Genomic DNA, 24014 nt, shown 5'->3' on the forward strand with positions numbered 1-24014 from the left:
CGGTGCGCCGCTGGCTCTCCGCCCACCGCTCGTCGTTCGCGGCCCTCGCGAGCGGCACGGTCGTCGCTGCCCTCGTGGCGGCCCTCGCGATCGTCTCCACGGGCTATACCGCGCAGCGCATGGACCTGAGCGACCCCTCGGTGTGGGTGTCGTCGCGCGAGGAGCAGGCCGTCGGCCGCGCGAACACCCAGGTCTTCGAGCTCGACAGCGTCGTCCCGGTCGACGCCGACGCGCCCGAGGTCGTGCAGTCCGGTTCGACCGTGCTGCTCGTCGACCCGGGCAATGCCACGGTGCGCCCGATCGACCCCGCGACGGCCGAGCTCGGCGAGGACGTCGCGCTCCCGCCGCAGGGCCCCGAGCTCTTCCTCTCGGGCGACCGTGTCGTCATCGTCGCGCAGGGCACGGGCGAGGTGTGGTTCGTGCCGCTCGCCGACCTCGCAGCGTTCGACGCCGCGGCGCCGTCGAACCTGAGCCTCGGCGCGGATGCCGTCGTCGCGGTGAGCGAGACGGGCGCCCTCTTCGCGTACGTGCCCGAGACCCGCCAGGTGTGGCGCGTCGCCCCCGACGACGTCGCCGTGGGCGAGCGGTGGGAGGTCGAGTGGGGGGCGGACGCCGAGGCATCCGACTCCGTGCAGCTCACCACGGTGGGCGAGCACTGGGCCGTGCTGGACGTCACGACGCTCGAGGTCGCGACGGAGGCGGGCGTCCGCAGCGTCGGCGACGAGGTGACGGGCGGCTCGGTGAGGATCCAGCGGCCCGGGCAGGCGAACGCGCGCGTGCTCATCGCGCACTCCGAGGGCCTCGTCGCGGCGGACATGCAGGCGGGTGCGCCTACCGTGCTCGTCGACGACGCATCCGGTGTGCCCGCGGCGCCCGTCGTCGTCGCCGGATGCCGCTTCGCCGCCTGGAGCTCGGGCGACGCGTGGCGCCGCTGCGGCTCGGCCGCGGCCGACACGCTCTCGCTCGCGGGCATGCGCGGGGGAGCGGCGCTGTCGTTCGCCGTCAACGGCGCGAGCGTCGCGCTCACGGATGCCACGAGCGGCTCGAGCTGGGCCGTGCAGTCGCGCGGCGAGCTCATCGACAACTGGGCCGACCTCATCACCGACGAGGAGACCGAGCAGGAGGAGCCCGAGGCGGACGAGGACACCCCGCCCGAGCTCGAGGAGCTGCAGCAGCCGCCCGTCGCCGTCGACGACGTCTTCGGCGCGCGGCCCGGGCGCTCGAGCCTGCTGCCCGTGCTGCTCAACGACTACGACCCGAACGGCGACGTGCTCGTCGTGACCCAGGTGACGCCGATCGACGAGAGCATCGGCCGCCTCGACCTCGTGAGCCGCAATCAGCAGCTGCAGATCACGCTTGCGCCCACGGCATCCGGCTCCTTCACCTTCGGCTACACGATCAGCGACGGACGCGGCGGCACGGCGAGCGCGACCGTGACCCTCGAGGTGCGAGGCGAGGACGAGAACTCGCCGCCGCGTCAGGTGCGCACCTCGGATGCGACGGTCGGCCAGGGCGGCCGCGTCTCGACGCAGGTCATCGGCGACTGGGTCGATCCCGACGGAGACGCCATCTACCTCACGGGCGCCTCGATCGCCGCGCCCGACCAGGTCGCCTACAAGCCCGACGGCGTCGTCGTCTACACCGACGGCGGAGAGGCCACGGGCCTCAAGACCGTCGCGCTCACCGTGTCGGACGGACGCGTCGAGGCCGCGGGCGTCCTGCAGGTGACGGTGCGCGCGCGCGGCGACGTGCCCATCCAGTTCCAGCCGTGGGTCGTGCTCGCGACGGCGGGCGACGAGGTGACGGTGCGACCGCTCCGCTACGTGCGCGGCGGCAACGGCGCCATCCGCCTCGGCGGCGTGCCTCCGAAGTCGGGCACGACGATCGTGCCGAGCTTCGAGGCGGGCACCTTCACGTTCCAGTCCGAGCAGGTCGGCACCCACTACGTCGAGTTCACGGTGACCGACGGCACGCAGACCGCGACCGGCACCGTGCGCATCGACGTCGCCGCACCCGCCGACGCCTCGACGCGGCCCGTCACGGTGCCGAAGACGATGTTCATCACCTCGCAGAGCTCGCAGACGGTCGACCCGCCGACGACCGACATCGACCCCGCGGGGGGTGTGCTCGTCGTGACGGGCGTCATGAACATCCCGCTCGGCTCGGGCATCCAGGCCGAGGTGCTCGACCAGCGCCTCATCCGCGTGACGCTCACGGCACCGCTCGACGCGCCCGCGATCTTCAACTACCGCATCAGCAACGGTCTCGCGGAGGCCGAGGGCACGATCACGGTCGTCGAGATCCCGACGCCGCAGCGCCTCCAGCCGCCCATCGCGACCGACGACCAGATCACGGTGCGCGTGGGCGACACCGTCGACATCCCCGTGCTCGACAACGACGAGCAGCCCGACGGCTTCGACGTCACCCTCCTGCCCGAGCTCGCGCAGCAGCTCGCCGACGACGCCGGCCTCCTCTTCGTTTCGGGCGACCGCCTGCGCTACCTCGCGCCCGAGGTCGCCGGCAACTACACCGCCATCTACTCGATCGCGGGCCCCGACGGCCAGACGGCGCAGGCGCGGGTGACGATCTCGGTGCGCGAGCGCAACGCCGCGACCAACAACCCGCCCGTGCCGCGCACGGTGACCGCACGTGTGCTCGCGGGCAACACCGTGCGCATCGAGGTGCCGACGAGTGGCATCGACCCCGACGGCGACGCCGTGCAGCTCATCGGGCAGGTGACGAACCCCGAGAAGGGCAGCGTGCTCTCGGTCGAGGGCAGCACGATCGAGTACCAGGCGGGCGACTACTCCTCGGGCACCGACGTGTTCCAGTACGCCGTCGTCGACGGGCTCGGTGCGCGAGCGACGGGCACCGTGCGCGTCGGCATCTCGCCCGCGCTCGAGGGCGGCCGCAACCCCGTCGCGAACCTCGACTCCGTGCTCGTGCGACCCGGGCGCACGATCTCGGTGCGCGCGCTCCTCAACGACTCCGACCCCGACGGCTCGCCTCTGCGCATCCGTCAGGTCGAGCCGACCACACCGGACGTCGCGGCCGAGATCGCGGGCGACGACGTCGTGACGATAACCCCGCCCCGCGAGCCGGGCGACTACAGCGTCATCTACACGATCGAGAACGAGACCGGCGGGACGAGCTCCAACTTCATCCGCGTGACCGTCGACGAGAACGCGCCGCTGTCGCGGCCGAGCGTCAGCGACTCGGTGCTGAGCGTGACCGATGTGCTCGACCGCGAGACGATCGACGTCGCCGTGCTCGACCGCGTGTTCTTCGCCGACGGCGAGGTGGGGGAGCTCGGCGTCGAGCTCGTCCCCGGCTTCGGTTCCTCGGCGAGGGTGCTGAGCGACAAGCGCATCCGCGTCGAGATCGGCGACCGCAGCCAGATCATCCCGTTCGCCGTCGTGCACCCCGAGAACTCCGCCGTCCGGGGCTACGCCTTCATCCGCGTGCCCGGTTACGACGACGCCCTCCCGCAGATCAACACCAAGGCTCCGCCGCTGCGGGTGAACAGCGAGTCGACGCTGCGCATCGACCTCGCGGAGTACGTCGTCGCGCTCGGCGGGTCGAGCGTGCGCATCACCGACCCGAGCACGGTGCGCGCGACGCACGCCGACGGCAGCTCGCTCGTCGTCGACGAGAGCACCCTGCAGTACCGCTCGGCCGACCGCTACTGGGGCCCGGCGTCGATCAGCTTCGAGGTCACCGACGGCGAGTCGGCATCCGACCCCGAGGGCCACGTGACGACCCTCTCGCTCCCCATCGAGGTGCGCCCGCGCGAGAACCAGCCGCCGATCTTCACGGGCGGCGTCGTCGAGTTCGAGCCCGGGCAGCAGAAGGAGCTCGACCTCGTCAAGCTCACCAAGTACCCCTACGACGACGACATCGACGAGCTCACCTACACCGTGCTCGAGCCGCTTCCCGTCGGGTTCAGCTACCAGCTCAACGGGCAGCGGCTGCTCATCACCGCCGACGCGGCGGCCGTCAAGGGCACGTCGACGAGCATCACCCTCGCCGTGCGCGACGCCCTCTCGGAGGGGCAGACGGGGCGCGTGCAGCTGCGCGTCGTGCCGTCGACACGGCCGCTCGCCCGACCCGCGCCCGACCGCGCCGTGACGAAGCGCGGCGAGACGACGGTCGTCGACGTGCTCGCGAACGACGCGGCGACCAACCCCTTCCCGGAGGTGCCCCTGCGGGTCATCGCCATCCGCGGCCTCGACGGCGCCTCGCTGCCCCCGGGCATCAGCATCACGCCGAGCGCCGACCGCTCGCGCCTGTCGGTGACCGTCTCCGAGACGGCCGAACCGCTCGACGCGACCCTGCAATACCAGGTGGCGGATGCGACGGGCGACCCCGAGCGCTTCACATGGGGGATCGCGACGATCTCCGTGCAGGACGTGCCCGATCCCGTGAGCAACCTGCGGGTCACCGAGTTCGGCGACCGGATGCTGCGCCTCTCGTGGGCGCCGGGCGCCTTCAACAACTCGCCCATCACCGAGTACCGGGTCACGGCATCCGACGGTGCCGGCGGGGTCGTCTCGACGACGAGCTGCACGATCACGGCGGGCTGCACGATCACGACGCCCGGCAACGGCCCGGACCACGCCCTGCGCATCTCGGTCGTCGCCGTCAACGCGATCGGCGACTCCGACCCGACCCAGCTGCCCGGCACGATCTGGTCGGACGTCATCCCGCCGCCGCCCGCATCCGTCGCCGCGACCCCCGTCGACCACGGCCTGCGCGTCGTGTGGCGCAAGCCCGCCTCGAGCGCGGGCACGCCCATCGACTCGTACGTCGTGACGGTCGCGGGCAACCAGGTCGTCGTCTCGGTCTCGCCGAACGACCCCGTCGGCACCGAGTACAGCCGCATCGTCACCAACCCCGCGATCCAGAACGGCAGCGCCGCGGGCTTCAGCGTGAGCGCGCGCAACAAGGCGCCCAACTCCCTCGCGACCTGGAACGAGGCGGGCGGCACCGCGACGCCCGCGGGCCCGCCGATCCTCACGGCGAACCCGAGCGCCGCGGCGTCGACGACCGACGGCACGACCGCGACCGTCAACTGGGCGGGCTCCTTCGCCGACAACGGGCGCGCGATCTCCGCGTACTACGTCGCGCGCCACGGCGGTACGCCGCCCGCCTGCACCGTGACGGGCGTCGACACGGGCTCGCCGAGCTTCACGCCGCCGTCGGGGCCGAACGTGCAGTCCGTCGGCACCGGCACGACCGCGACGTTCACGGGTCTCTCTCCCGACCAGACGTACAGCTTCACGGTCTACGCGTACAACGGTCAGGGCTGCACGGCATCCGGCACGGTCACCGCCATTCCGCGCGCCCAGCCCGGGCCCGTGGTCGACATCGCCTACGATCCGGCCGCGCCGCGAGACGGCGGCTACTGGGACTACCGGCTCACGGGCGTGACCACCTCCGGCGGGTCGTCGCCCGACTCGTTCATCTACCGCCTCACGGGCGGCACGACCGACGCGAGCCAGATCGGGCCCGTGGACTTCAACACCTACCTCACCTCGGGTGTCACCCACTACGGCAACGACATCTCCGTCGAGGTGAAGGCATGTCGGCACTACGAGGTGCTGCTGTGCAGTGAGAACTGGTCGGCGCCGTTCCACCTCGGACGCGCCATCAGCATCCAGCTCGGCGGCCTGCAGGCGATCGAGACCAAGCCGCCGCTCACCGCGCTCGACCCCGGCGAGGGCTACTGGACGTGGACCGCGGCGCCCGGCCTCGCGGGCGGCGGCCCCGGATACGACAGCGTGTCGATCGCGTGCGGCCCGTCCGATGACCCCGGCACCCCGAACCAGTGCGAGGTGATCGGCGGCGGTCTGCTCGGAGCCGACTACCCGGACCTCGTCGTCACGGTCGGGGCCAACGGAACGACCTATACGCGAACATACAACTGGGCCGGCGCCCCCCACTGACCCCGACCCGACCACTCGAGAGGACACCCCATGACGATGACGCCCGAGCAGGCGAGCGCCTTCCACGAGACGTTCGGCCGCCTCGTCTCCGGCGTCGAGCAGGTACTGCTCGGCAAGACCTTCGTCGTGCGGCTAGGCTTCATCGCGCTCTTCAGCGAGGGCCACCTGCTGCTCGAGGACTTCCCCGGCACCGGCAAGACGTCGCTCGCGCGCGCGATCGCGCAGAGCGTCGACGGCACGAGCAACCGCATCCAGTTCACCCCCGATCTGCTGCCGGGCGACATCACGGGTGTGAGCATCTACGACCAGCGCGCGGGGCGCTTCGACTTCCACGAGGGCCCCGTCTTCGCGAACGTCGTGCTCGCCGACGAGATCAACCGCGCGAGCCCGAAGACGCAGGCCGCGCTCCTCGAGGTCATGGAGGAGGGGCGCGTGACGGTCGACGGCGCGACCCATCCCGTCGGCTCGCCGTTCATGGTCATCGCGACCCAGAACCCCATCGAGCAGGCGGGCACCTACCGACTGCCCGAGGCGCAGCTCGACCGCTTCCTGCTCAAGGCCTCGATCGGGTACCCCGACCATGCAGCGACGGTGCGCATCCTCGAGGGCTCGGGCGTGCGCGCCCACGACACCGTCATCCCGTCGGTCATCGGGGCCGCCGAGGTCGTCGAGCTCGCTGCGCTCGTGCGCACCGTGCACGTCGACCCGACCATCAACGACTACGTGTCGCGCCTCGTCGAGGCCACGCGCTCGGCCACCGAGGTGCGCCTCGGCGTGAGCGTGCGCGGCGCCCTCGCCCTCGTGCGCGCCGCGAAGACCCTCGCCGCCGCGAGCGGTCGCCACTACGTCGTGCCCGACGACATCAAGTCGCTCGCCGAGCCTGTGCTCGCGCACCGGCTCGTGCTCGACCCCGAGGCCGAGTTCGACGGCGTCACCGCGTCGAGCATCATCGCCCAGCTGCTGCTCGAGACCCCGCCCCCGAGCGATCGGCAGGCCGTGTGAGCAGTACCGGTCGATCGACGCGCACCCGGGAGTCGACGAGCACCGACACGACCGGGCTCGGGACGACGCGCGCCCGCATCGTGGGCGCGCGGACGGGCGTGCTCGCGGACAGCATCGTCGCGGTCGTGCGGGGCGCTCGTGCGGTCGGCCGGGGGTTCGCGCGCGTCGGCCGACGCCTGAGCGGTGTCATCACGCCGCTCGGCTGGGTCGTGCTGCTCGTCATCCCCGCCGCCCTCGCCGCGGGCTACCTGCTCGGCTGGCTCGAGTTCGTGGCCGTCGGATGGGGTGCGCTCCTCCTCGCGCTCGCCGCGTCGTGCTTCCTCATCGGCCGCGCGCCGTACCGGATGACGCTCACGCTCCCGCACCGCCGGGCCGTGGTCGGCGAATCGGCGCGGGGGGCGATCACCGTCGACAACCCCGCCGGACGCCGCCTCGGCACCGTGCTCGAGGTGCCGGTGGGGGAGTCGGTCGTGGAGCTCGCGCTGCCCGGCATGCGCCGCCGTACGAGCCACACGCAGGACTTCGCGATCCCCACCGAGCGACGCGGCGTCATCGCCGTCGGACCCGTCCGCACCGTCGTGGGCGACCCCCTCGGGCTCATCCGCCGCGAGCACAGCTGGACCGACCGCCTCGAGCTCGTCGTGCACCCGCGCACGGTGAGTGTGCCCTCGACGAGCACGGGCCTCATCCGCGACCTCGAGGGCACCCCGACGCGCGACCTCACCGCGAGCGACGTCGCGTTCCACGCGCTGCGCGAGTACCAGTCCGGCGACGACCGGCGCTACATCCACTGGAAGTCGACCGCCAAGACGGGCACCTACATGGTGCGCCAGTTCGAGCAGACGCGCCGCAGCCACCTCGTCGTCGCGTTGAGCCTCTCGACGCACGACTTCGCGAGCGAGGACGAGTTCGAGCTCGCCGTGAGCGTCGCCGGCTCCCTCGGGGTGCGCGCGATCCGCGACGGGCGGACGGTTTCGGTCGTCGTGTCGGCCGTGACGCCCGAGTTCGCGAAGCGTCGCGTCTACGCCGTGCATCCGCTCGCGACGCACCAGCCCGACCGCCTCCTCGACGAGCTGGCCGTCGTGGGGGCGTCGATCGACGCGCTCCCGATCCGCGACGTCGCGCGCATCGTCGCCGACGGCACCCCCGGCATCTCGGTCGCCTTCCTCATCTGCGGGTCGCGTACGGGCACCGCCGAGCTGCGCGCGGCGGCCGCGGGCTTCGCTCAGGACGTCGAGGTCGTCGCCGTCGTCTGCGACCCGGATGCCGTGCCCGGCATGCGACGCCTCGCGGGTCTCAACGTGCTCACGATCGGCTACCTCGACGAGCTGCGGCTCGCCCTCGCACGATCGGCGGCGGTGGCATGAGAGGCCGCCTGACGCTCGCCTCGCTCGGCGACGTGCTGCAGCTGTGGCTCATGCTGGCCATCGCATCCGCCACGCTGTGGCCCGTCTACCGCTCGGCGTCGTTCGTCGTGCTCGCGGTCTCCGCCGTGCTCATCGGGACCCTCATCGCGGCGCTCGGCGCTCTCTTCCGCTGGAAGGCGTGGATCGTGCTCCTCATCACGGTCGGGGCGTTCACGGCCGTCGGCGTGCCGCTCGCGGTGCCGTCGAAGACGGTCTCCGGCGTCCTGCCGACCGTCGACGGGCTCGTCGACCTCTATGCGGGCGTCGCCCTCGGCTGGAAGCAGCTGCTCACCATCACTCTCCCCGTGGGCGACTACCAGGCGCTCCTCGTCCCTGCGCTCGTGCTCCTGCTGTCGTCCACGGTCGTCGCGATGAGCATCGGGCTCCGCTCGCGATACGGCGAGTACGCCGTCATCCCGCCCGTCATCGTGTTCATCGCGGGCATCGTATTCGGCCCCGCGACCGCGACCATCCCCATCCCGCTCGGAATCGGGCTGCTCGTCTCGGGCATCGGCTGGATCAGCTGGCGGCGCTGGCGGCGCCGCCGAGAGGCGACGCGCGGGCGCGAACGGGAGATCGCCGCCGGGCTGCGGATCGGGGTCGAGACGCGCGCGCTCATCGGGGGCATCCTCGTGTTCGCGATCGCCGCCTTCGGATCGGTCGCCACGGCGAGCGTACTGACGCCCGAGGCCGACCGGCACGTGCTGCGCACGGTCGTCGAGCAGCCCTTCGAGCCCCGCGATCACACGAGTCCCCTCGCGGGCTTCCGCCGCTACCTGCGCGACGACCGTGTCGACGAGGTCATGATGCGCGTGACGGGCCTGCCCGCCGAGGCGCGCATCCGGATCGCCGCGCTCGACAGCTACGACGGCGTCGTCTACGCCGTCGGCAGCGCGAGCGTCGACTCGGCGTCGGGCGTCTTCGTGCGCGTGCCCTCCCGCGTCGACCAGTCGGCATCCGGAGGCGAGCGGGTGCGTCTCGACGTCGCGATCGACGGCTACGCGGGCGTGTGGGTTCCCACGGTGGGGCTCCTCGAGGACATCGCGTTCCGCGGCGACGACCGCTCGCGCCTCGAGGACGGCTTCGCCTTCAACACGACGAGCGGCACCGCCGTCGACCTCGAGGGCGTCGGGACGGGGGACCGCTACCTGCTCGACGCCGTCGTGCGCCGTCCCGTGCCGCTCGAGCGCCTCGCGACCGCCGTACCCGGCTCGGCCGACGTGCCCCGCGGCCCCGAGGCGCCCGAGGAGCTCGCGACCGCGCTCGAGGTGTACCTCGAGGGGGTCGACGGCGCGGGCGCCCAGCTCGTCGCGGCGATCGAGAACCTCCGCGCGGAGGGCTACATCAGCCACGGGCTCTCACCCGACGAGCCGGCGAGCCGCGCCGGCCACTCGCTCGACCGGATCGCGGAGCTCTTCGACGGCTCGCGCATGATCGGCGACGCCGAGCAGTACGCCGTCGCCGCCGCGCTCATCGCGACGCGGCTCGGCTTCCCTGCCCGCGTCGTCGTCGGGTTCGCCCCCGAGGTCGCGCCCGACGGGGGAGAGACGATCGTGCGCGGCGGCGACATCACGGCGTGGATCGAGGTCTCGACGGCGCACGACGGCTGGGTCGCGATCGACCCCGTGCCGCCGGAGCGCCCCATCCCCGAGGAGGAGCCCGAGGAGCCGACCCCCATCTCGCGCCCCGAGTCGATCGTGCCGCCGCCCGTCGACCGGCCGGAACCCCGCGAGGAGCAGGTCGACTCCGACACGACGGCCGACGAGCCCGCCGTGCCCGACTCGACCCTCGAGGTGCTGCTGCAGGCGGCGCGCATCATCGGCATCGGCGCGCTCGTCATCCTCGTGGCGCTCTCGCCCTTCCTGCTCGTGATCGGTGCGAAGGCACGTCGACGCCAGCTGCGTCGGAAGGCCCCCACGCCGCTCGACCGCATCCGCGGCGGGTGGGACGAGTTCGCCGACATCGTCGTCGACCGCGGGCTCGCGGCGCCGCCGTCGGCTACGCGCGCGGAGTTCGCGGCCGCCGTCGGCACGCTGCCGTCGCGCGTGCTCGCGGCCGTCGTCGACCGCGCCGTGTTCGCGCCCGAGCCGCCGAGCGACGCCGATGCCGAGCGTGTGTGGAGCGCCGTCGGGGAGCTGCGCCATTCGCTCGATGCGACGCGCACCCGGCGGGAGCGCGTCCGCGCCCTCGTGTCGGTACGCTCCCTGGGCGGGGGAGCTGTCCGGCAGCTGCTCCGACGACCGAGGAGCGTCCGATGAACTGCGCGTACTGCGGCACCCCGCTGCCCGCGGGGGCCCTCTTCTGCGTCGAGTGCGGCCGCTCCGTCGCGGACCCCGCGCCGGTCGTGCGCGCGACCGTGCGCGCGCCGCTGCCGCCCGCCGCGATCGAGCTGCACGCGCCGCACTGCCCGCAGTGCGGCACCGCGATCGACGAGGGCGACGTGTTCTGCGGCGAGTGCGGGTTCGTTCTGCGGCCCGTGACGGCGGCCGTGCCGGTCGTGGCGCCGATCAAGGAATCCGCGGGCGACGAGCCCGCGGCCGAGGAACCGGCCGAGCCGCCGTCGGAGCTGGAGTGGAGCGAGGACCGGGTGCCCGAGACGGCGTTCCTGGGCGTCGTCGAGGCTCCGGCTTCGGCGTTCGCGCCCGAGACGGCGTCCGCGCCCGCGCCCCCTGCGGAACCGGCGACCCCCGCCGAGCCGCTGCCCGCAGAGCCGAGCCTCGCGGTCGCTTCTGACGCGCATCCGCTCGAGGACATCGAGAGCACTCGCATCGTCGCCCGTCGCGCGCCCGGCGAACGCTACGTGCTGCAGTTCAGCACGGGCGAGAGCGTCGTCGTCGCGGGAACCGGCCTCATCGGCCGCAACCCCGCGCCCGAACCGGGGGAGTACGTCGACGAGCTCGTGCCGATCTTCGACGTCGGCAAGTCCGTGTCGAAGTCGCATGTCGAGTTCGGGCAGGAGAGCGGGCGCTTCTGGGTCGCCGACCGGTTCTCGACGAACGGCACGGTCATCCGACAGCCCGACGCGGAGCCCGTGCGCTGCGAGCCCGGGAAGCGCTACATGATCGCGCGGGGCAGCCGCGTCGAGATCGGCGAGCAGTTCTTCGTCGTGAGCTGATCCTCCCCAGCCGCCGCGCTGCCGGTTCGTCCCCGGATGCGGCGGGTGGCGATCCGCGCGGCTCTCGGGCGTGCTGCGATGGTCCGGATGACCCCGAACGTCGATCGCATCGCCCTCCCCGTCGTGCCGGCGCCGCCTCGACGCACCGGGGTGCCGATCGTCGCTACGGTCGCGCCGCTCGGCCTCGCCGTCGCGCTGTGGCTCGGCACGGGCTCACCCTACGCGCTCCTCGTGGGGCTGCTGGGCCCGCTCATGGCGGTCGGCACGCTCGTCGACGGGAGGAGGGCCGCCCGTCGCTCGCGACGGAAGGCGGTCGCCGAGGCGCGGCAGGAGCTCGAACGGATCGGCGCCGACGTGGCCGACCGCCTCGCCACGCGAGCCGCGCAGCTGCGGGCGGCCGCGCCCGAGCCCGACGAGCTCGTGCTCGCAACCGGGCGACGGGGCTGGCGGGTGGGGACGGGCCCGGTCCCCTCGGGGATCGAGTTCGCGGGCGAGGTGCCCACTGAGCTGGCCGATGAGATCGAACGCCTCCGCGCATCGTGCGCCGAGATCGCGGAGGCTCCGCTCGTGGTCGACGACGGCGAGGAGTTCGCCGTGCTCGGGGTGGAACCCCTCGTGCGAGCCTTCGCCCGCGGGCTCGTGCTGCAGGCCGTCGCACGCTGCCCTGTCGGCACCGCGCGCGTCGAGGCGCCCGACGGGGAGGCCTGGGCGGACGAGCTGCCGGCGCCGGTCGCGGCGGGTCCCGACTGGAGCGTCTCGAGCGACGGTTCGGTCGTGCTCCGCATCCGGGGCGTCTCGGAGGGTTCGGCGGCCAGGCGCGTGGAGTTCCCCGCAGATGGTTCCGCGCCGCGCCTCGACGGTGCACCGGGGGAGTGGACCCCGGCGCTCCTGTCCGCTCCCGAGGCGGCGCACATCGCATCCCGGCTCACGGATGCGGCGCGCGCGGCGGGTTGGCGGGCTGCGGGCGATCTCCCGCGCGAGGTCGCGCTCGGCGAGCTGCTCGACGGGGCGGCGGGTGCGGAGTCGGCTGCCTGCGTCGGCGTCGACGACGCGGGCGTGGTGCTCGTCGACCTCGAGCACGACGGGCCCCATGCGCTCGTCGCGGGCACGACCGGCTCGGGTAAGAGCGAGCTGCTCGTCACGTGGGTGCTCGCCCTCGCCGCGCGTCGGCCGCCCGCCGAGCTCGCGTTCCTGCTCGTCGACTTCAAGGGCGGTGCCGCCTTCGCACCGCTTCACGCGCTCCCGCACGTCGTCGGGGTCGTGAGCGATCTCGATGAGACCCTCGCCGCGCGGGCCGTCCAGAGCCTCCGCGCGGAGCTCCGGCGCCGCGAGGCCGTGCTCGCGGGGCATGGAGCCCGCGACGTCGCCGAGCTTCCGGCGGGTGCGCTTCCGCGGCTCTACGTCGTCGTCGACGAGTTCGCAGCCCTCGTCGGGGCGGATGCCGAGCTGCACGCGGTCTTCACCGACCTCGCGGCCCGCGGCCGCTCGCTCGGCATGCACCTCCTGCTCGGCACGCAACGCCCCGCAGGCGTCGTGCGCGACGCGCTGCTCGCCAATGTGACGGTGCGGGCGTGCCTGCGTGTGCTCGAGCCCGGCGAGAGCACGGCGACGGTGGGAGTGCCGGATGCGGCGGCCATCGACGCCGACGCCCGCGGCCGGGCGGTGCTCGCCGACGGCTCGGGGCGCCGGCTCGTCCAGGTCGCGCTCGCAGATGCCGTCCTCGTCGATCGCGTCGTCGAGCGCTGGCGCGACGCGCCCGTGCCCGCCGCGCGACCCTGGGTCGACCCGCTGCCCGCGGTCCTCCCGCTCACCGCCGTACCCAGGGGTGCCGTCGGACTCGTCGACAGGCCCGAGCTGCAACGGCGCGAGCCGCTCGTGCTCGACCCGTGGCGCGCCGGCGCCGTGCTCGTCCTCGGCGGCGCCGCATCCGGCCGCACGGGCGCGCTCGCGACGCTGGCCGCCGTCGCCCGCGAGCACGCGCGCGCGGAGGTGCGCTGGGTTGCTGGTGAACCCGCCGAGCTGTGGCAGGCGATCACGACGCCGTCGAAGGCCCCCGTGCTCGTGATCGCCGACGACCTCGACGCGCAGCTCGCCCGCGGCGACCCCGAGCAGCGTGCAGAGCTCGCCGAGCTCATCGCGCGCGCGGCGCGGGAGGGAGGTCGCCGCGGCCTCGCGGTCGCCGCCTCGGCACGCGGCGCGGGAGGAGCCCTGCTCACGGCCGCGGCCGCCTTCGAGCAGCGCGTGCTCCTGCGCCTCCCGAATCGCGAGGAGCACCTCCTCGCGGGCGGGGAAGGGCGCGGGTACCGTGTGGATCGCGGCCCGGGTTCGGGGCTGTGGCACGGTCACGAGGTGCAATTCGCCCTCGACTCGGGCACGCCTGCAGCCTGGCGTGCCGCACTCGAGGCCGTGCGGCCGGCGGGTGGCGGGTGGGGCGTCGTGACATCCCGACCCACCACGTGGCTCGCGCGACTCGACGCCGCCGGCGTGCGCGCGGCATCCGTCGACCGCCCGGATGCCGACCCGGCCGACGTGCTCGTCGGCGACCCCGACGGCTGGCTCGCCGCTCACCCGGCCCTCACGGGCATCCGCCGCTCGGGGCGGCTGCTTCTGCACGGCTGCGCGCGCGCCGACCACCGACTGCTCACGCGTTCACGTGAGCCGCTGCCGCCGCTCGGGGGCGATGACGAGGCGTGGCTCCTCGAAGACGGCGCCACGCGCCGCGTGCGCATCGGCGGGACGGATGTGCGGCCCGCCTGAGCGGTCAGGCGAGGCCGAGCGCGGAATGCTCCGACTCGAGGCCGTGCGCCGCCGCGACCGCGGCGTTCACGACCTTGCCCGCGTGCACGTTGAGTCCGCGTGCGAGGGCGGAGTCGGCCCGCAGAGCCTCTTGCCATCCCGCGTTCGCGATCGCGCGCACGTAGGGGAGCGTCGCGTTCGTGAGGGCGTACGTCGAGGTGTTCGCGACCGCGCCCGGCATGTTGGCGACGCAGTAGAAGAGCGACTGGTGCACCGTGAACGTCGGGTCGGCGTGCGTCGTCGCGTGCGAGTCCTCGAAGCAGCCGCCCTGGTCGATCGCGATGTCGACGAGCACGCTGCCCGGCTTCATGCGGGCCACGAGTTCGTTCGTCACGAGCTTCGGGGCCTTCGCACCCGGCACGAGCACCGAGCCGACGACGAGATCGGCGTCGAGCACGGCGCGTTCGATCTCGAAGCTGTTCGAGGCGATGGTGCGCACGCGGCCCGCGTAGTGCGCGTCGAGCTCGCGCAGACGCTGGATGTTCGTGTCGAGCACCGTCACCTGGGCGCCGAGGCCCGCCGCGACCGCGACGGCATTCGTGCCGGCGACGCCGCCGCCCAGCACGACGACGTTCGCGGGGCGGGTGCCGGGCACACCGGGCACGAGCAGGCCGGGGCCACCGTGCGGCCGCATCATGACGTTCGCGCCGACGATGGGGGCGAGGCGTCCCGCCACCTCGCTCATGGGGGCGAGCAGGGGGAGCGCACCGGATGCGAGCTGCACCGTCTCGTAGGCGATGGCCGTGACGCCGCTCGTCATGAGCTCGCGCGTCAGGCGCTCCTCGGCGGCGAGGTGCAGGTACGTGAAGAGCACGAGCCCCGACCGGAAGTGGCGGTACTCGGGCTCGATGGGCTCCTTGACCTTGAGCACGAGCTCGGCCTCGCCCCACGCGGCGTCGGCATCCGCGACGATGCGGGCGCCGGCCGAGGCGTAGTCGTCGTCGGTGATCGACGAGCCGAGCCCCGCTCCGCTCTGGATGAGCACCTCGTGGCCCGCGGCGGTCAGGTCGTGCACCCCCGCCGGGGTGATGGCCACCCGGAACTCGTTGTTCTTGATCTCGCTCGGAACTCCGATCCTCATGGCGTCAGGCTACTCGTCGAGACAGAGGAATCCGAAGGAGAAATCGTCGAACAGTGCTGATTTCGTGAAATCTATGTTTCGAAATGGACGCTTTTGGCAGTTCCGTTCATCTAAGCCTCCATCGTGTGCCAATATCGACCCACGGCATCGCCGCCTGTGCCCGACGCACCCCGTGAAGGAGTCCTCTCAGATGTCCCGGTCTCTTCCCGAAGATCCCCTGATCCGCAGCCTTGTCATCCAGGCCCGTCGCGCGCAGGTGAGCCGCCGCGCGATGCTCCAGGGAACCGGCATGGGCGCCGCCGCCCTCACGCTCGCCGCGTGTTCGACCGGCGGATCCGGCAAGCCCGAACCCGCGAAGGACAACTCCGCGAACGACCCCACCCTCACGTGGGCGAACTGGGCCCTCTACCTCGACGAGGACGACGACGGGAACCACCCGACGCTCGACCGCTTCGTCGAGGAGACCGGCATCTCCGTCGACTACCGTGTCGACGTCGACGACAACAACTCGTACTACGCGAAGGTCAAGGACCAGCTCGCGCTCGGCCAGGACATCGGCGCGGACACCGCGTGCCTCACGGACTGGATGGCCGGCCGCTGGGTGCGCCTCGGCTACACGCAGGAGTTCGACGACGCGAACCTCCCCAACAAGAAGAACCTCGAGCCGAGCCTGCTCGACGTCGACTTCGACAAGGGCCGCAAGCACACCCTTCCGTGGCAGGGCGGCTTCGCGGGCATCTGCTGGAACAAGGCCAAGGTGCCGCAGGGCCTCCGTACCGTGAGCGACCTGTGGAACCCCGCCCTCAAGGGACGCGTGGGCGTGCTGAGCGAGATGCGCGACACGATCGGCCTCATCATGCTCGAGAACGGCGTCGACATCTCCGGCGACTTCAGCAACGACGACTTCTCGGACGCCATCGAGGTCTTCCGCAAGCAGGTCGAGGTCGGCCAGATCCGCAACATCAAGGGCAACTCGTACATCGACGACCTCGCCAACGAGGACACCCTCGCGGCGATCGTGTGGTCGGGCGACGTGACGACCCTCAACGCGGAGAACGGCGACCGCTGGGAGTTCGCGATCCCGGAGGCCGGCGGCACGATCTGGAACGACAACTTCCTCATCCCGATCGGCTCGCCCCGCAAGGCCAACGCCGAGAAGCTCATCAACTACTACTACGACCCCGAGGTCGCGGCCGAGGTCGCGGCGTGGGTGAACTACATCACCCCCGTCGTGGGCGCCAAGGAGGCGGCCGAGGCGATCGACCCCGAGCTCGTGGAGAACCAGCTCATCTTCCCGAACGAAGAGACTCTCTCGACGGTGAAGCGCTTCCGCACCCTCACGCCGGCCGAGGAGCAGTCGTTCGGCGCCGAGTTCCAGTCGGTCCTGATCGGCGCCTGATGGCAGGATCGTTCGACGAATCCGGTGCCGACCTCGAACTGGTCGGCGTCACCAAGCGTTTTCCCGGGTTCACGGCGATCGAGAACCTCAACCTGACGATCCCTGCGGGGTCGTTCTTCGCGCTGCTCGGTCCGTCCGGGTGCGGCAAGACGACCACGCTGCGGCTCGTCGCGGGGCTCGAGGAGCCGACGGCCGGACGCATCCTCATCGGCGGCAAGGATGTCACCGCGACGAAGCCGCACCAGCGGCCCGTCAACACGGTGTTCCAGAGCTACGCGCTCTTCCCGCACATGACGGTGCTCGCGAACGTCGAGTTCGGCCTCAAGCGCCGCGGCATCGCGAACGCGCACGCTCTCGCGCACGAAGCCCTCCGCCTCGTGGAGCTCGACCACGTCGCGGGCCGCAAGCCGAGCCAGCTCTCGGGCGGTCAGCAGCAGCGCGTCGCGCTCGCGCGCGCGGTCGTCAACCGGCCCGCGCTGCTGCTGCTCGACGAGCCGCTCGGCGCGCTCGACCTCAAGCTGCGCCGGCAGATGCAGATCGAGCTCAAGGCGATCCAGGGCGAGGTCGGTCTCACCTTCCTCCACGTGACCCACGACCAGGAGGAGGCCATGACGATGGCCGACACGGTCGCCGTCATGAACAAGGGACGCATCGAGCAGATGGGCGCGCCGGAGGAGCTCTACGAGCTGCCGCGCACCACGTTCGTCGCGAACTTCCTCGGCCAGTCGAACCTCTTCACGGGCGACGTCGTCGAGTCGGGCTCTGACGCGATCACGGTCGACGTCGCGGGCGTCGGCGTGAAGGTTCCGCGCGAGCGCGCGCAGCGCCACGCGGGCGAGGTGACCATCGGCGTCCGTCCCGAGAAGCTCACGCTGCACACGCGCAAGCCGGATGCGGCTGCGGGCGTCAACGTGCTCGGCCCCGGCACGATCACGGATGTGTCGTTCACGGGCGTCAGCACGCAGTACCTCGTGCAGATCCCCGGGCTCCCCGTCGTCACGGTGTTCGCGCAGAACATGGCGTTCGGCCCGGTCGCCGAGCAGGGCGCCGAGGTGTGGGTGTCGTGGCGCGTCGAGCACGGCTTCGGACTCGCCGACGAGGCGGGGCCCGAGCCGCGGTTCGCGGACGACGACGACACGCGCTCGATCGCCGTCCAGCGTCGGCAGAGCCTCGAAGACGAGCTGGACGAGGCCTGACGTGGCATTCGGTGCGTTCGCCAACACGGGCCCCGATCTCTCGGCTTCGGCGCCCCGTCGGCGCAGCTACGTCGCGCTCATCCTGCTCGCGCCCGGCATCCTGTACCTCGTCGCGACGTTCGTCGCGCCGCTCGGCTCGCTCGTGCTCACGAGCTTCAAGGAGCCCGGCGGCGACTTCGAGGTCGGCGAGTACGTCTACGCGTTCCGCTGGGAGAACTACGCCGAGGCGCTCGGCCGCTTCGGCGAGATCTTCCTGCGCACGTTCGGGTACTCGCTTCTCGCGACGATCTTCGCGCTCATCATCAGCTACCCGCTCGCGTACTTCATCGGCGTGACGCTGCGGCGCTTCCCGCTCTGGCAGAGCCTCGTGCTCATCCTCGTGATCGCGCCGTTCTTCATCAGCTTCCTGCTGCGCACCCTCGCGTGGAAGGCGGTCTTCTCCGACGAGGGCCCCGTCGTGGGCTTCCTCCAGGCGATCGGCGTGTTCGGGCCGGAGCAGTACCTCAACGGCACCGCGTTCACGGTGGTGTTCGGACTCACCTACAACTACATCCCCTTCATGACCCTCCCGATCTACGCATCCCTCGAACGGCTCGACCTGCGCTACGTCGAGGCCGGCGGCGACCTGTACGCGGGCCCCGTCCAGCGGTTCTGGCGCATCATCCTGCCGCTGTCCCTCCCGGGCGTCGTCTCGGGCACGCTCCTGACGTTCATCCCGGCATCCGGCGACTACGTCAACGCGAGCAAGGACTTCCTCGGGTCGACGAACACGGTCATGGCGGGCAACGTCATCAACGACCTGTTCTTCCAGAGCTTCTACCCGGTGTCGGCGGCGGTCTCGATCCTCCTCATGGTCGCGATCCTCATCCCCGTCATCGCGTACGTCGCCAAGAGCGGATCGGAGGACCTGCTGTGACCACCCAGGAGGCCGCGGCGATCGCCGAGGCGGACACGGCGCCCCGCCCGCGCGGTCGCGCACGCAGCGGACGCGGCGGAGCCGGATCGTGGGTCGTCGGGGCGTACTCGCTCATCGCGCTCGCGATCATGATGATCCCGATCGTCTACACGATCGTGTTCTCGTTCAACGACGCCCGCCGCACCAACATCGTGTGGCGCGGGTTCACGCTCGACAACTGGCTCGGCATCTGCGACGACGACCGCGTGTGCGAGGCGTTCGGCAACAGCATCGTCGTCGGCGTCACGGCGACCATCGCGGCGACCGTGCTCGGCACGATGATCGCCATCGCGATCGTGCGCTACACCTTCCGCATGCGCACCCTCATCACGGTGCTGCTGTTCCTGCCGATGGCGACCCCCGAGGTCGTGCTCGGGTCGGGTCTCGGCTCCCAGTTCGTCAACATGGGCGTCGAGCGCGGCCTCTGGACGATCATCGTCGCCCACATCATGTTCTGCATCAGCTTCGTCGTCGTGACGGTGCGGGCACGCGTCGCGAGCCTCGACCCCTCGCTCGAGGAGGCCGGACGCGACCTGTACGCGAGCCCCGGCCAGGTGTTCTGGCGCGTCACGCTGCCGCTGCTCATGCCGGGCATCCTCGCCGCTGCGCTGCTGTGCTTCGCGCTCAGCTTCGACGACTTCATCATCACGAACTTCGTCTCGGGCAACGCCGAGACCTTCCCGAAGTTCGTCTACGTCGCGGCCAGCCGCGGCATCCCGCCCCAGTCGAACGTCATCGCGTCCGCGGTGTTCTTCCTCGCGATCATCCTCGTGGTCATCGCGCAGCTGTCGGCGGGCGCCCGGCGCCGCAAGCTCGCCAAGACGGGGTGACGATGTACGAGGACCGCACGCGTCTCGCGAAGCTGTGGGAGGCGGAGCTCGAGCTGTTCCGCAGCCTGCACCCGCGCTCGGGGCGGCTCTGGCAGGAGGCCCGGGCCCACCTCCCGGGCGGCGTGCCGATGCTCTGGATGTCGAAGTGGCCGGGCGACTGGCCCGTCTACGTCGAGGAGGCGCAGGGCGCGCACTTCCGGTGCGCCGACGGCATCGACCACGTCGACCTGTGCCTCGGCGACACGGGCGCCATGGTGGGCCACGCACCCGCCGCATCCGTCGCCGCGATCGCCGAGCGGCTCGCGAAGGGCTCGACCTTCATGCTGCCGACCGAGGATGCCGCGGTCGCCGCGTCGCTCCTCGCGGAGCGCTTCGGGCTGCCCGAGTGGCAGTTCACGCTCTCGGCGACGGATGCCAACCGCCACGTGCTGCGCTACGCGCGCCAGGCCACCGGTCGGCGCAAGGTGCTCGTGATCGACTACTGCTACCACGGCACCGTCGACGAGGCCTACGCGACGCTCGACGACGACGGCCGCGTCGTGTCCCGCCGCCGCAACATCGGCCCGCCCGTGCCGCTCGACGAGACGACGGTCGTGGTCGCGTTCGACGACATCGCCGGGCTCGAGGCCGCGCTCGAGACCGGTGAGGTCGCGGCGGTGCTCGCCGAGCCGGCCATGACCAACATCGGCATCGTGCTGCCCCAACCGGGTTGGCACGAGGCCGTCCGCGCGGCGTGCGACCGCACGGGCACGATCCTCGTCATCGACGAGACGCACACCCTGTGCGCCGGCCCCGGCGGGATGACAGCGCGCGACGGGCTGCGACCCGACGTCGTCGTCGTCGGCAAGACGATCGGCGGCGGCATCCCCGCGGCGGCGTGGGGCATGACGAGCGAGCTCGCCCGACGCGTGCGGGAGAGCCTCGACTGGGCGGGCGAGGGCCGCGAGGACCTCGACGTCGGGGGAGTGGGCGGCACGCTCGCGGGCAACGCCGTGTCGATGGCCGGCATCCGCGCGACCCTCAGCGAGGTGCTCACGCCCGAGGTCTACCCCGGCATGATCGACCGCGCAACCGAGTGGACCGCCGGCGTGCAAGCGGCGATCGACGAGTTCGGGGCCCCGTGGCAGGTGACGCAGATCGGATGCCGTGCCGAGTACAGCTTCCGGCCCACGCCGCCCGCGAACGGGCGCGAGGCGGCGGAGGCCGACGACTTCGAGCTGCAGCAGTACCTGCACCTGCATGCCCTCAACCGCGGCATCCTCATCACCCCGTTCCACAACATGGCGCTCATGTCGCCCGCCACGACCTCGGAGGATGTGGCGCGGCACACGGAGGCGTTCCGCGAGGCGGTCGCGTCGCTGTACGCGTAGCGCGGTCGCGCGAGTTCACCGCTGGTTGAGTGCCGCGCGCCGCGCCCGCAGGGCGTGACGCACGGCGTATCGAAACCCGACGGACGGATGACGTGCGGAGGTCTCGTCTGCTTGGCCCGCTGTTGAAACGTCGGTGCGAGGGTTTCGATACGCGTCGCGCACTTCGCGCGCGGCGCTACTCAACCAGCGGGATGGGGGTGCTCCCGCACGTCATCAGAGGTGCGGTCTCGATACGCGCACTCGACCAGCGGTAAAGCGGTCGCGCGAGTTCACGCTGGTTGAGTGCCGCGCGCCGCGCCCGGAGGGCGTGACGCACGGCGTATCGAAACCCGACGGACGGATGACGTGCGGAGGTCTCGTCTGCTTGGCCCGCTGTTGGAACGTCGGTGCGAGGGTTTCGATACGCGTCGCGCGCTGCGCGCGCGGCGCTACTCAACCAGCGGAGAAGGGAAGGGTTTCGATACGCGTCGCGCGCTGCGCGCGCGGCGCTACTCAACCAACGGAGAAGGGAAGGTTTTCGATACGCGTCGTGCCGCGCGGAAGCGCGTCGCGGCGCTACTCAACCGGCGGGAAAGTGGACCCCTCTCAGGGCGCCCGTGCCTAGAAGGCCACGCGCAGCGTCGTCCACGGGTCGGCGAGGGCCGCGAGGGTGTCGTCGGCGACCTCGCGCGCGAGCAGACCCTCGCGCACGAGCAGCTCGAGACCGACGGGGGTCGTCGCACGGTGCGCGCCGTCGAGGGACTTCACGGCGACGGCCTCACCGCCGGGCGTGACGAGCACGAGCACGCCCTCCGCGCCGAGCTTCGCGACGAGGCCCGTGCGCTCGATCGTGACGGTGTTGGCCCGTCCGGGGCCGTCGATCGCCCACGGGTGGCGGCGGATGGCGTCGCCGAGGTTCGTGCCCCCGCGCGCTGTGCGCGACGCGACACGCGCGAGACCGGTGAGGCTCAGCGTCGGGATCGGGGCGCCGCATCCGTCGACCCCCACGTGCCGGATGGTCTCGCTCGCGAGCGCCTCGACGGTCGTCAGCACCTGCTGCTGCACGGGGTGCCGTGTGTCGAGGTAGTCCGCGGTGTCCCAGCCGCGTTCGACGCACGCCGCGAGGAACCCGGCGTGCTTGCCGGAGCAGTTCATCGTGATGCGACGGGGTCCGGATGCCGCACGGCGGGCCGCGGCGTCGCCCGGCCAGTCGGCGGGGCACCCGAGCGCGTCCTCGTCGAGCCCGGCGCCTTCGAGCATCCGCTCGACGACGGCGACGTGGGCGGGTGTGCCCGCGTGGCTCGCCGCGGAGAGCACGGTCTGCTCCTCGTCGAACACGACGCCGAGCAGCTCGACGGCCGTCGCCTGGGCGAGCTTGAGCGTCGAGCGCGGGTAGATGAGCGCGTCGGAGTCGCCGAGGGCACGCACGACCGATCCGTCGGCGTCGACCAGGACGGCCGCGCCGAGGTGCCGCGACTCGGGCACGGCCGAGCGCTCCACGAGCGCGAGCTCGACCGAGCCCGCGGCGTCGAGCGGATGCGTCACGCGCCCGCCGCCGCGAACGACTCGGCGAGCACCTCGACGGCGTCGGCGAGGAGCGCCTCGTCGAGCGCGAGGCTCGGCAGGAAACGCAGCACGTTGCCGTAGGTGCCGGCGGTGAGCACGAGCACGCCGCGCTGGGCGGCCTCGGCCGCGATCCGCGCGGGGAGGTCGGCCCGCGGCTCGTGCGTCTCCGGGTCGAGCAGCTCGACGGCGAGCATGGCGCCGATGCCGCGCACCTCGGCGATGACGGGGTAGCGCTCGCGCAGCGCCTCGAGGGCGGGTCGCAGCCCCGCCTCGATGCGCGCCGCCTCCGCGAGGAGACCATCGCGCTCGATGCGGTCGAACACGGCGACGGCGGCGGCGCACGCGACCGGGTTGCCGCCGAAGGTGCCGCCGAGGCCGCCGGGCTGTGCGGCATCCATGATCTCGGCGCGTCCCGTGACGCCCGCGAGCGGCAGGCCGCCCGCGATGCCCTTCGCCGAGAGCACGAGGTCGGGCACGAGGCCGAAGTGCTCGCTCGCGAAGTACGCGCCCGTGCGGGCCATGCCCGACTGGATCTCGTCGGCGATGAAGACGACGCCGTTCGCGGTGCACCACTCCTGGAGCGCGGGCAGGTAGCCCTCGGCGGGCACGATGAAGCCGCCCTCGCCCTGGATGGGCTCGACCACGAGGCACGCGAGGTCGGCCGCCCCGACGGTCTTCTCGAGGTACGAGATGGTGCGGGCCGCGGCCTCCGCGCCCGAGAGGCCGTCGTGCAGCGGGTAGGAGTTGGGGGCGCGGTAGACGTCGCCCGCGAGCGGGCCGAAGCCGGCCGCGTACGGCATGGCCTTGAAGTTCATGGCCATCGTGAGGTTCGTGCGGCCGTGGTACGCGTGCTCGAGCACGGCGACACCGCGGCGGCCGGTGTACTTGCGCGCGATCTTGACGCCGTTCTCGACGGCCTCGGCACCCGAGTTCACGAGCACGGTCTTCTTCGCGAAGTCGCCGGGGGTGTGCTCGGCGAGCAGCTCCGCGACGCGCACGTACTCCTCGTAGGGCGTGATGGTGAAGAGCGTATGCGTGACCTCGGCGAGCTGGGCGGCGGCGGCGGCGACGACCGCGTCATCCGTGTGCCCGATCGTCGTGACGCCGATGCCCGCGCCGAGGTCGATGAACTGGTTGCCGTCGACGTCGACGAGGATCGCGCCGTGCGCTCGCTCGATGAAGACGGGCAGGGCGCTCGAGACGCCGTCCGACACGACCTGTCGACGTCGCTCCTGCAGCTCGGTCGACCGCGGTCCGGGGATCGCGGTGACGACGCGACGCTCGAGCTCGAGCGGCGCTACCGTGGGAGGGGTCAGCGTGTCGGTCATGGCTGCGATCCTACCTCCGAGCCCGGATGCTCGGATGCTGCTGATT

14 protein-coding genes are annotated in these 24014 nt (G+C 72.2%); 11 read left to right on the top strand and 3 right to left on the bottom strand.

The genetic code is table 11. The annotated features are described in order from the left end of the window. Positions 1–2 precede the first annotated feature (2 nt). The 6 genes from H4J02_RS05940 to H4J02_RS05965 all read left to right on the top strand — a co-directional run bounded on the left by H4J02_RS05940 (position 3) and on the right by H4J02_RS05965 (position 14225). Positions 3–5945, top strand: a complete 5943-nt coding sequence (locus H4J02_RS05940) for an Ig-like domain-containing protein (protein WP_262406241.1) — start codon at positions 3–5, stop codon at positions 5943–5945. A gap of 30 nt (positions 5946–5975) precedes the next feature. Next, the gene (locus H4J02_RS05945; RefSeq protein WP_187676165.1) at positions 5976–6947 is read left to right on the top strand and encodes a MoxR family ATPase; all 972 of its coding nucleotides are present in this window, start codon (positions 5976–5978) and stop codon (positions 6945–6947) included. Continuing rightward, on the top strand, positions 6944–8314 hold the full coding sequence (locus tag H4J02_RS05950) for a DUF58 domain-containing protein (protein ID WP_187676166.1): 1371 nt from the start codon (positions 6944–6946) through the stop codon (positions 8312–8314). Before H4J02_RS05945 ends, H4J02_RS05950 begins: the two co-directional genes overlap by 4 nt. Then, complete coding sequence (locus H4J02_RS05955) at positions 8311–10611, top strand: transglutaminase-like domain-containing protein (protein ID WP_187676167.1); 2301 nt, start codon at positions 8311–8313, stop codon at positions 10609–10611. The genes H4J02_RS05950 and H4J02_RS05955 overlap by 4 nt, the downstream gene beginning before the upstream one ends. Beyond that, on the top strand, positions 10608–11468 hold the full coding sequence (locus tag H4J02_RS05960) for a zinc-ribbon domain-containing protein (RefSeq protein ID WP_187676168.1): 861 nt from the start codon (positions 10608–10610) through the stop codon (positions 11466–11468). Before H4J02_RS05955 ends, H4J02_RS05960 begins: the two co-directional genes overlap by 4 nt. Positions 11469–11555: 87 nt before the next feature. Further along, positions 11556–14225 (top strand): FtsK/SpoIIIE domain-containing protein, encoded by a 2670-nt coding sequence (locus tag H4J02_RS05965; protein WP_187676169.1) that lies wholly within the window; start codon positions 11556–11558, stop codon positions 14223–14225. A 4-nt stretch (positions 14226–14229) separates the two neighbouring features. Here the strand turns inward: H4J02_RS05965 and ald are convergent, their stop codons facing one another. Next, complete coding sequence (gene ald, locus H4J02_RS05970) at positions 14230–15345, bottom strand: alanine dehydrogenase (protein WP_187676170.1); 1116 nt, start codon at positions 15343–15345, stop codon at positions 14230–14232. Positions 15346–15616: 271 nt separating this feature from the next. Between ald and H4J02_RS05975 the strand changes: the two genes are divergently transcribed. The 5 genes from H4J02_RS05975 (at position 15617) to H4J02_RS05995 (ending at position 21095) form a co-directional block, all read left to right on the top strand. Beyond that, a complete protein-coding gene (locus tag H4J02_RS05975; RefSeq protein ID WP_316250707.1) occupies positions 15617–16744 on the top strand; it encodes a spermidine/putrescine ABC transporter substrate-binding protein in 1128 nt (375 codons plus the stop codon). Beyond that, positions 16744–17940: an ABC transporter ATP-binding protein gene (locus tag H4J02_RS05980; RefSeq protein ID WP_187676172.1), complete on the top strand. Its 1197-nt coding sequence runs from the start codon at positions 16744–16746 to the stop codon at positions 17938–17940. The genes H4J02_RS05975 and H4J02_RS05980 overlap by 1 nt, the downstream gene beginning before the upstream one ends. Before the next feature lies 1 nt (position 17941). Beyond that, on the top strand, positions 17942–18856 hold the full coding sequence (locus H4J02_RS05985) for an ABC transporter permease (RefSeq protein ID WP_187676173.1): 915 nt from the start codon (positions 17942–17944) through the stop codon (positions 18854–18856). Between the two features lie 131 nt (positions 18857–18987). After that, complete coding sequence (locus tag H4J02_RS05990; RefSeq protein ID WP_187676450.1) at positions 18988–19725, top strand: ABC transporter permease; 738 nt, start codon at positions 18988–18990, stop codon at positions 19723–19725. Positions 19726–19727: 2 nt separating this feature from the next. After that, entirely contained in the window at positions 19728–21095 is a 1368-nt protein-coding gene (locus H4J02_RS05995; RefSeq protein WP_187676451.1) for a transaminase, read from the top strand. 600 nt (positions 21096–21695) lie between these two features. Here H4J02_RS05995 and H4J02_RS06000 read toward each other — a convergent pair. Both H4J02_RS06000 and gabT read right to left on the bottom strand, forming a co-directional pair. Continuing rightward, a complete protein-coding gene (locus H4J02_RS06000; RefSeq protein WP_187676174.1) occupies positions 21696–22619 on the bottom strand; it encodes an asparaginase in 924 nt (307 codons plus the stop codon). Then, the gene (gabT, locus tag H4J02_RS06005) at positions 22616–23968 is read right to left on the bottom strand and encodes a 4-aminobutyrate--2-oxoglutarate transaminase (protein ID WP_187676175.1); all 1353 of its coding nucleotides are present in this window, start codon (positions 23966–23968) and stop codon (positions 22616–22618) included. The genes H4J02_RS06000 and gabT overlap by 4 nt, the downstream gene beginning before the upstream one ends. Between the last annotated feature and the right edge of the window lie 46 nt (positions 23969–24014).

Origin of the sequence: Protaetiibacter sp. SSC-01 (genome assembly GCF_014483895.1) — a bacterium.
Classification (GTDB): Bacteria; Actinomycetota; Actinomycetes; order Actinomycetales; family Microbacteriaceae; genus Homoserinibacter.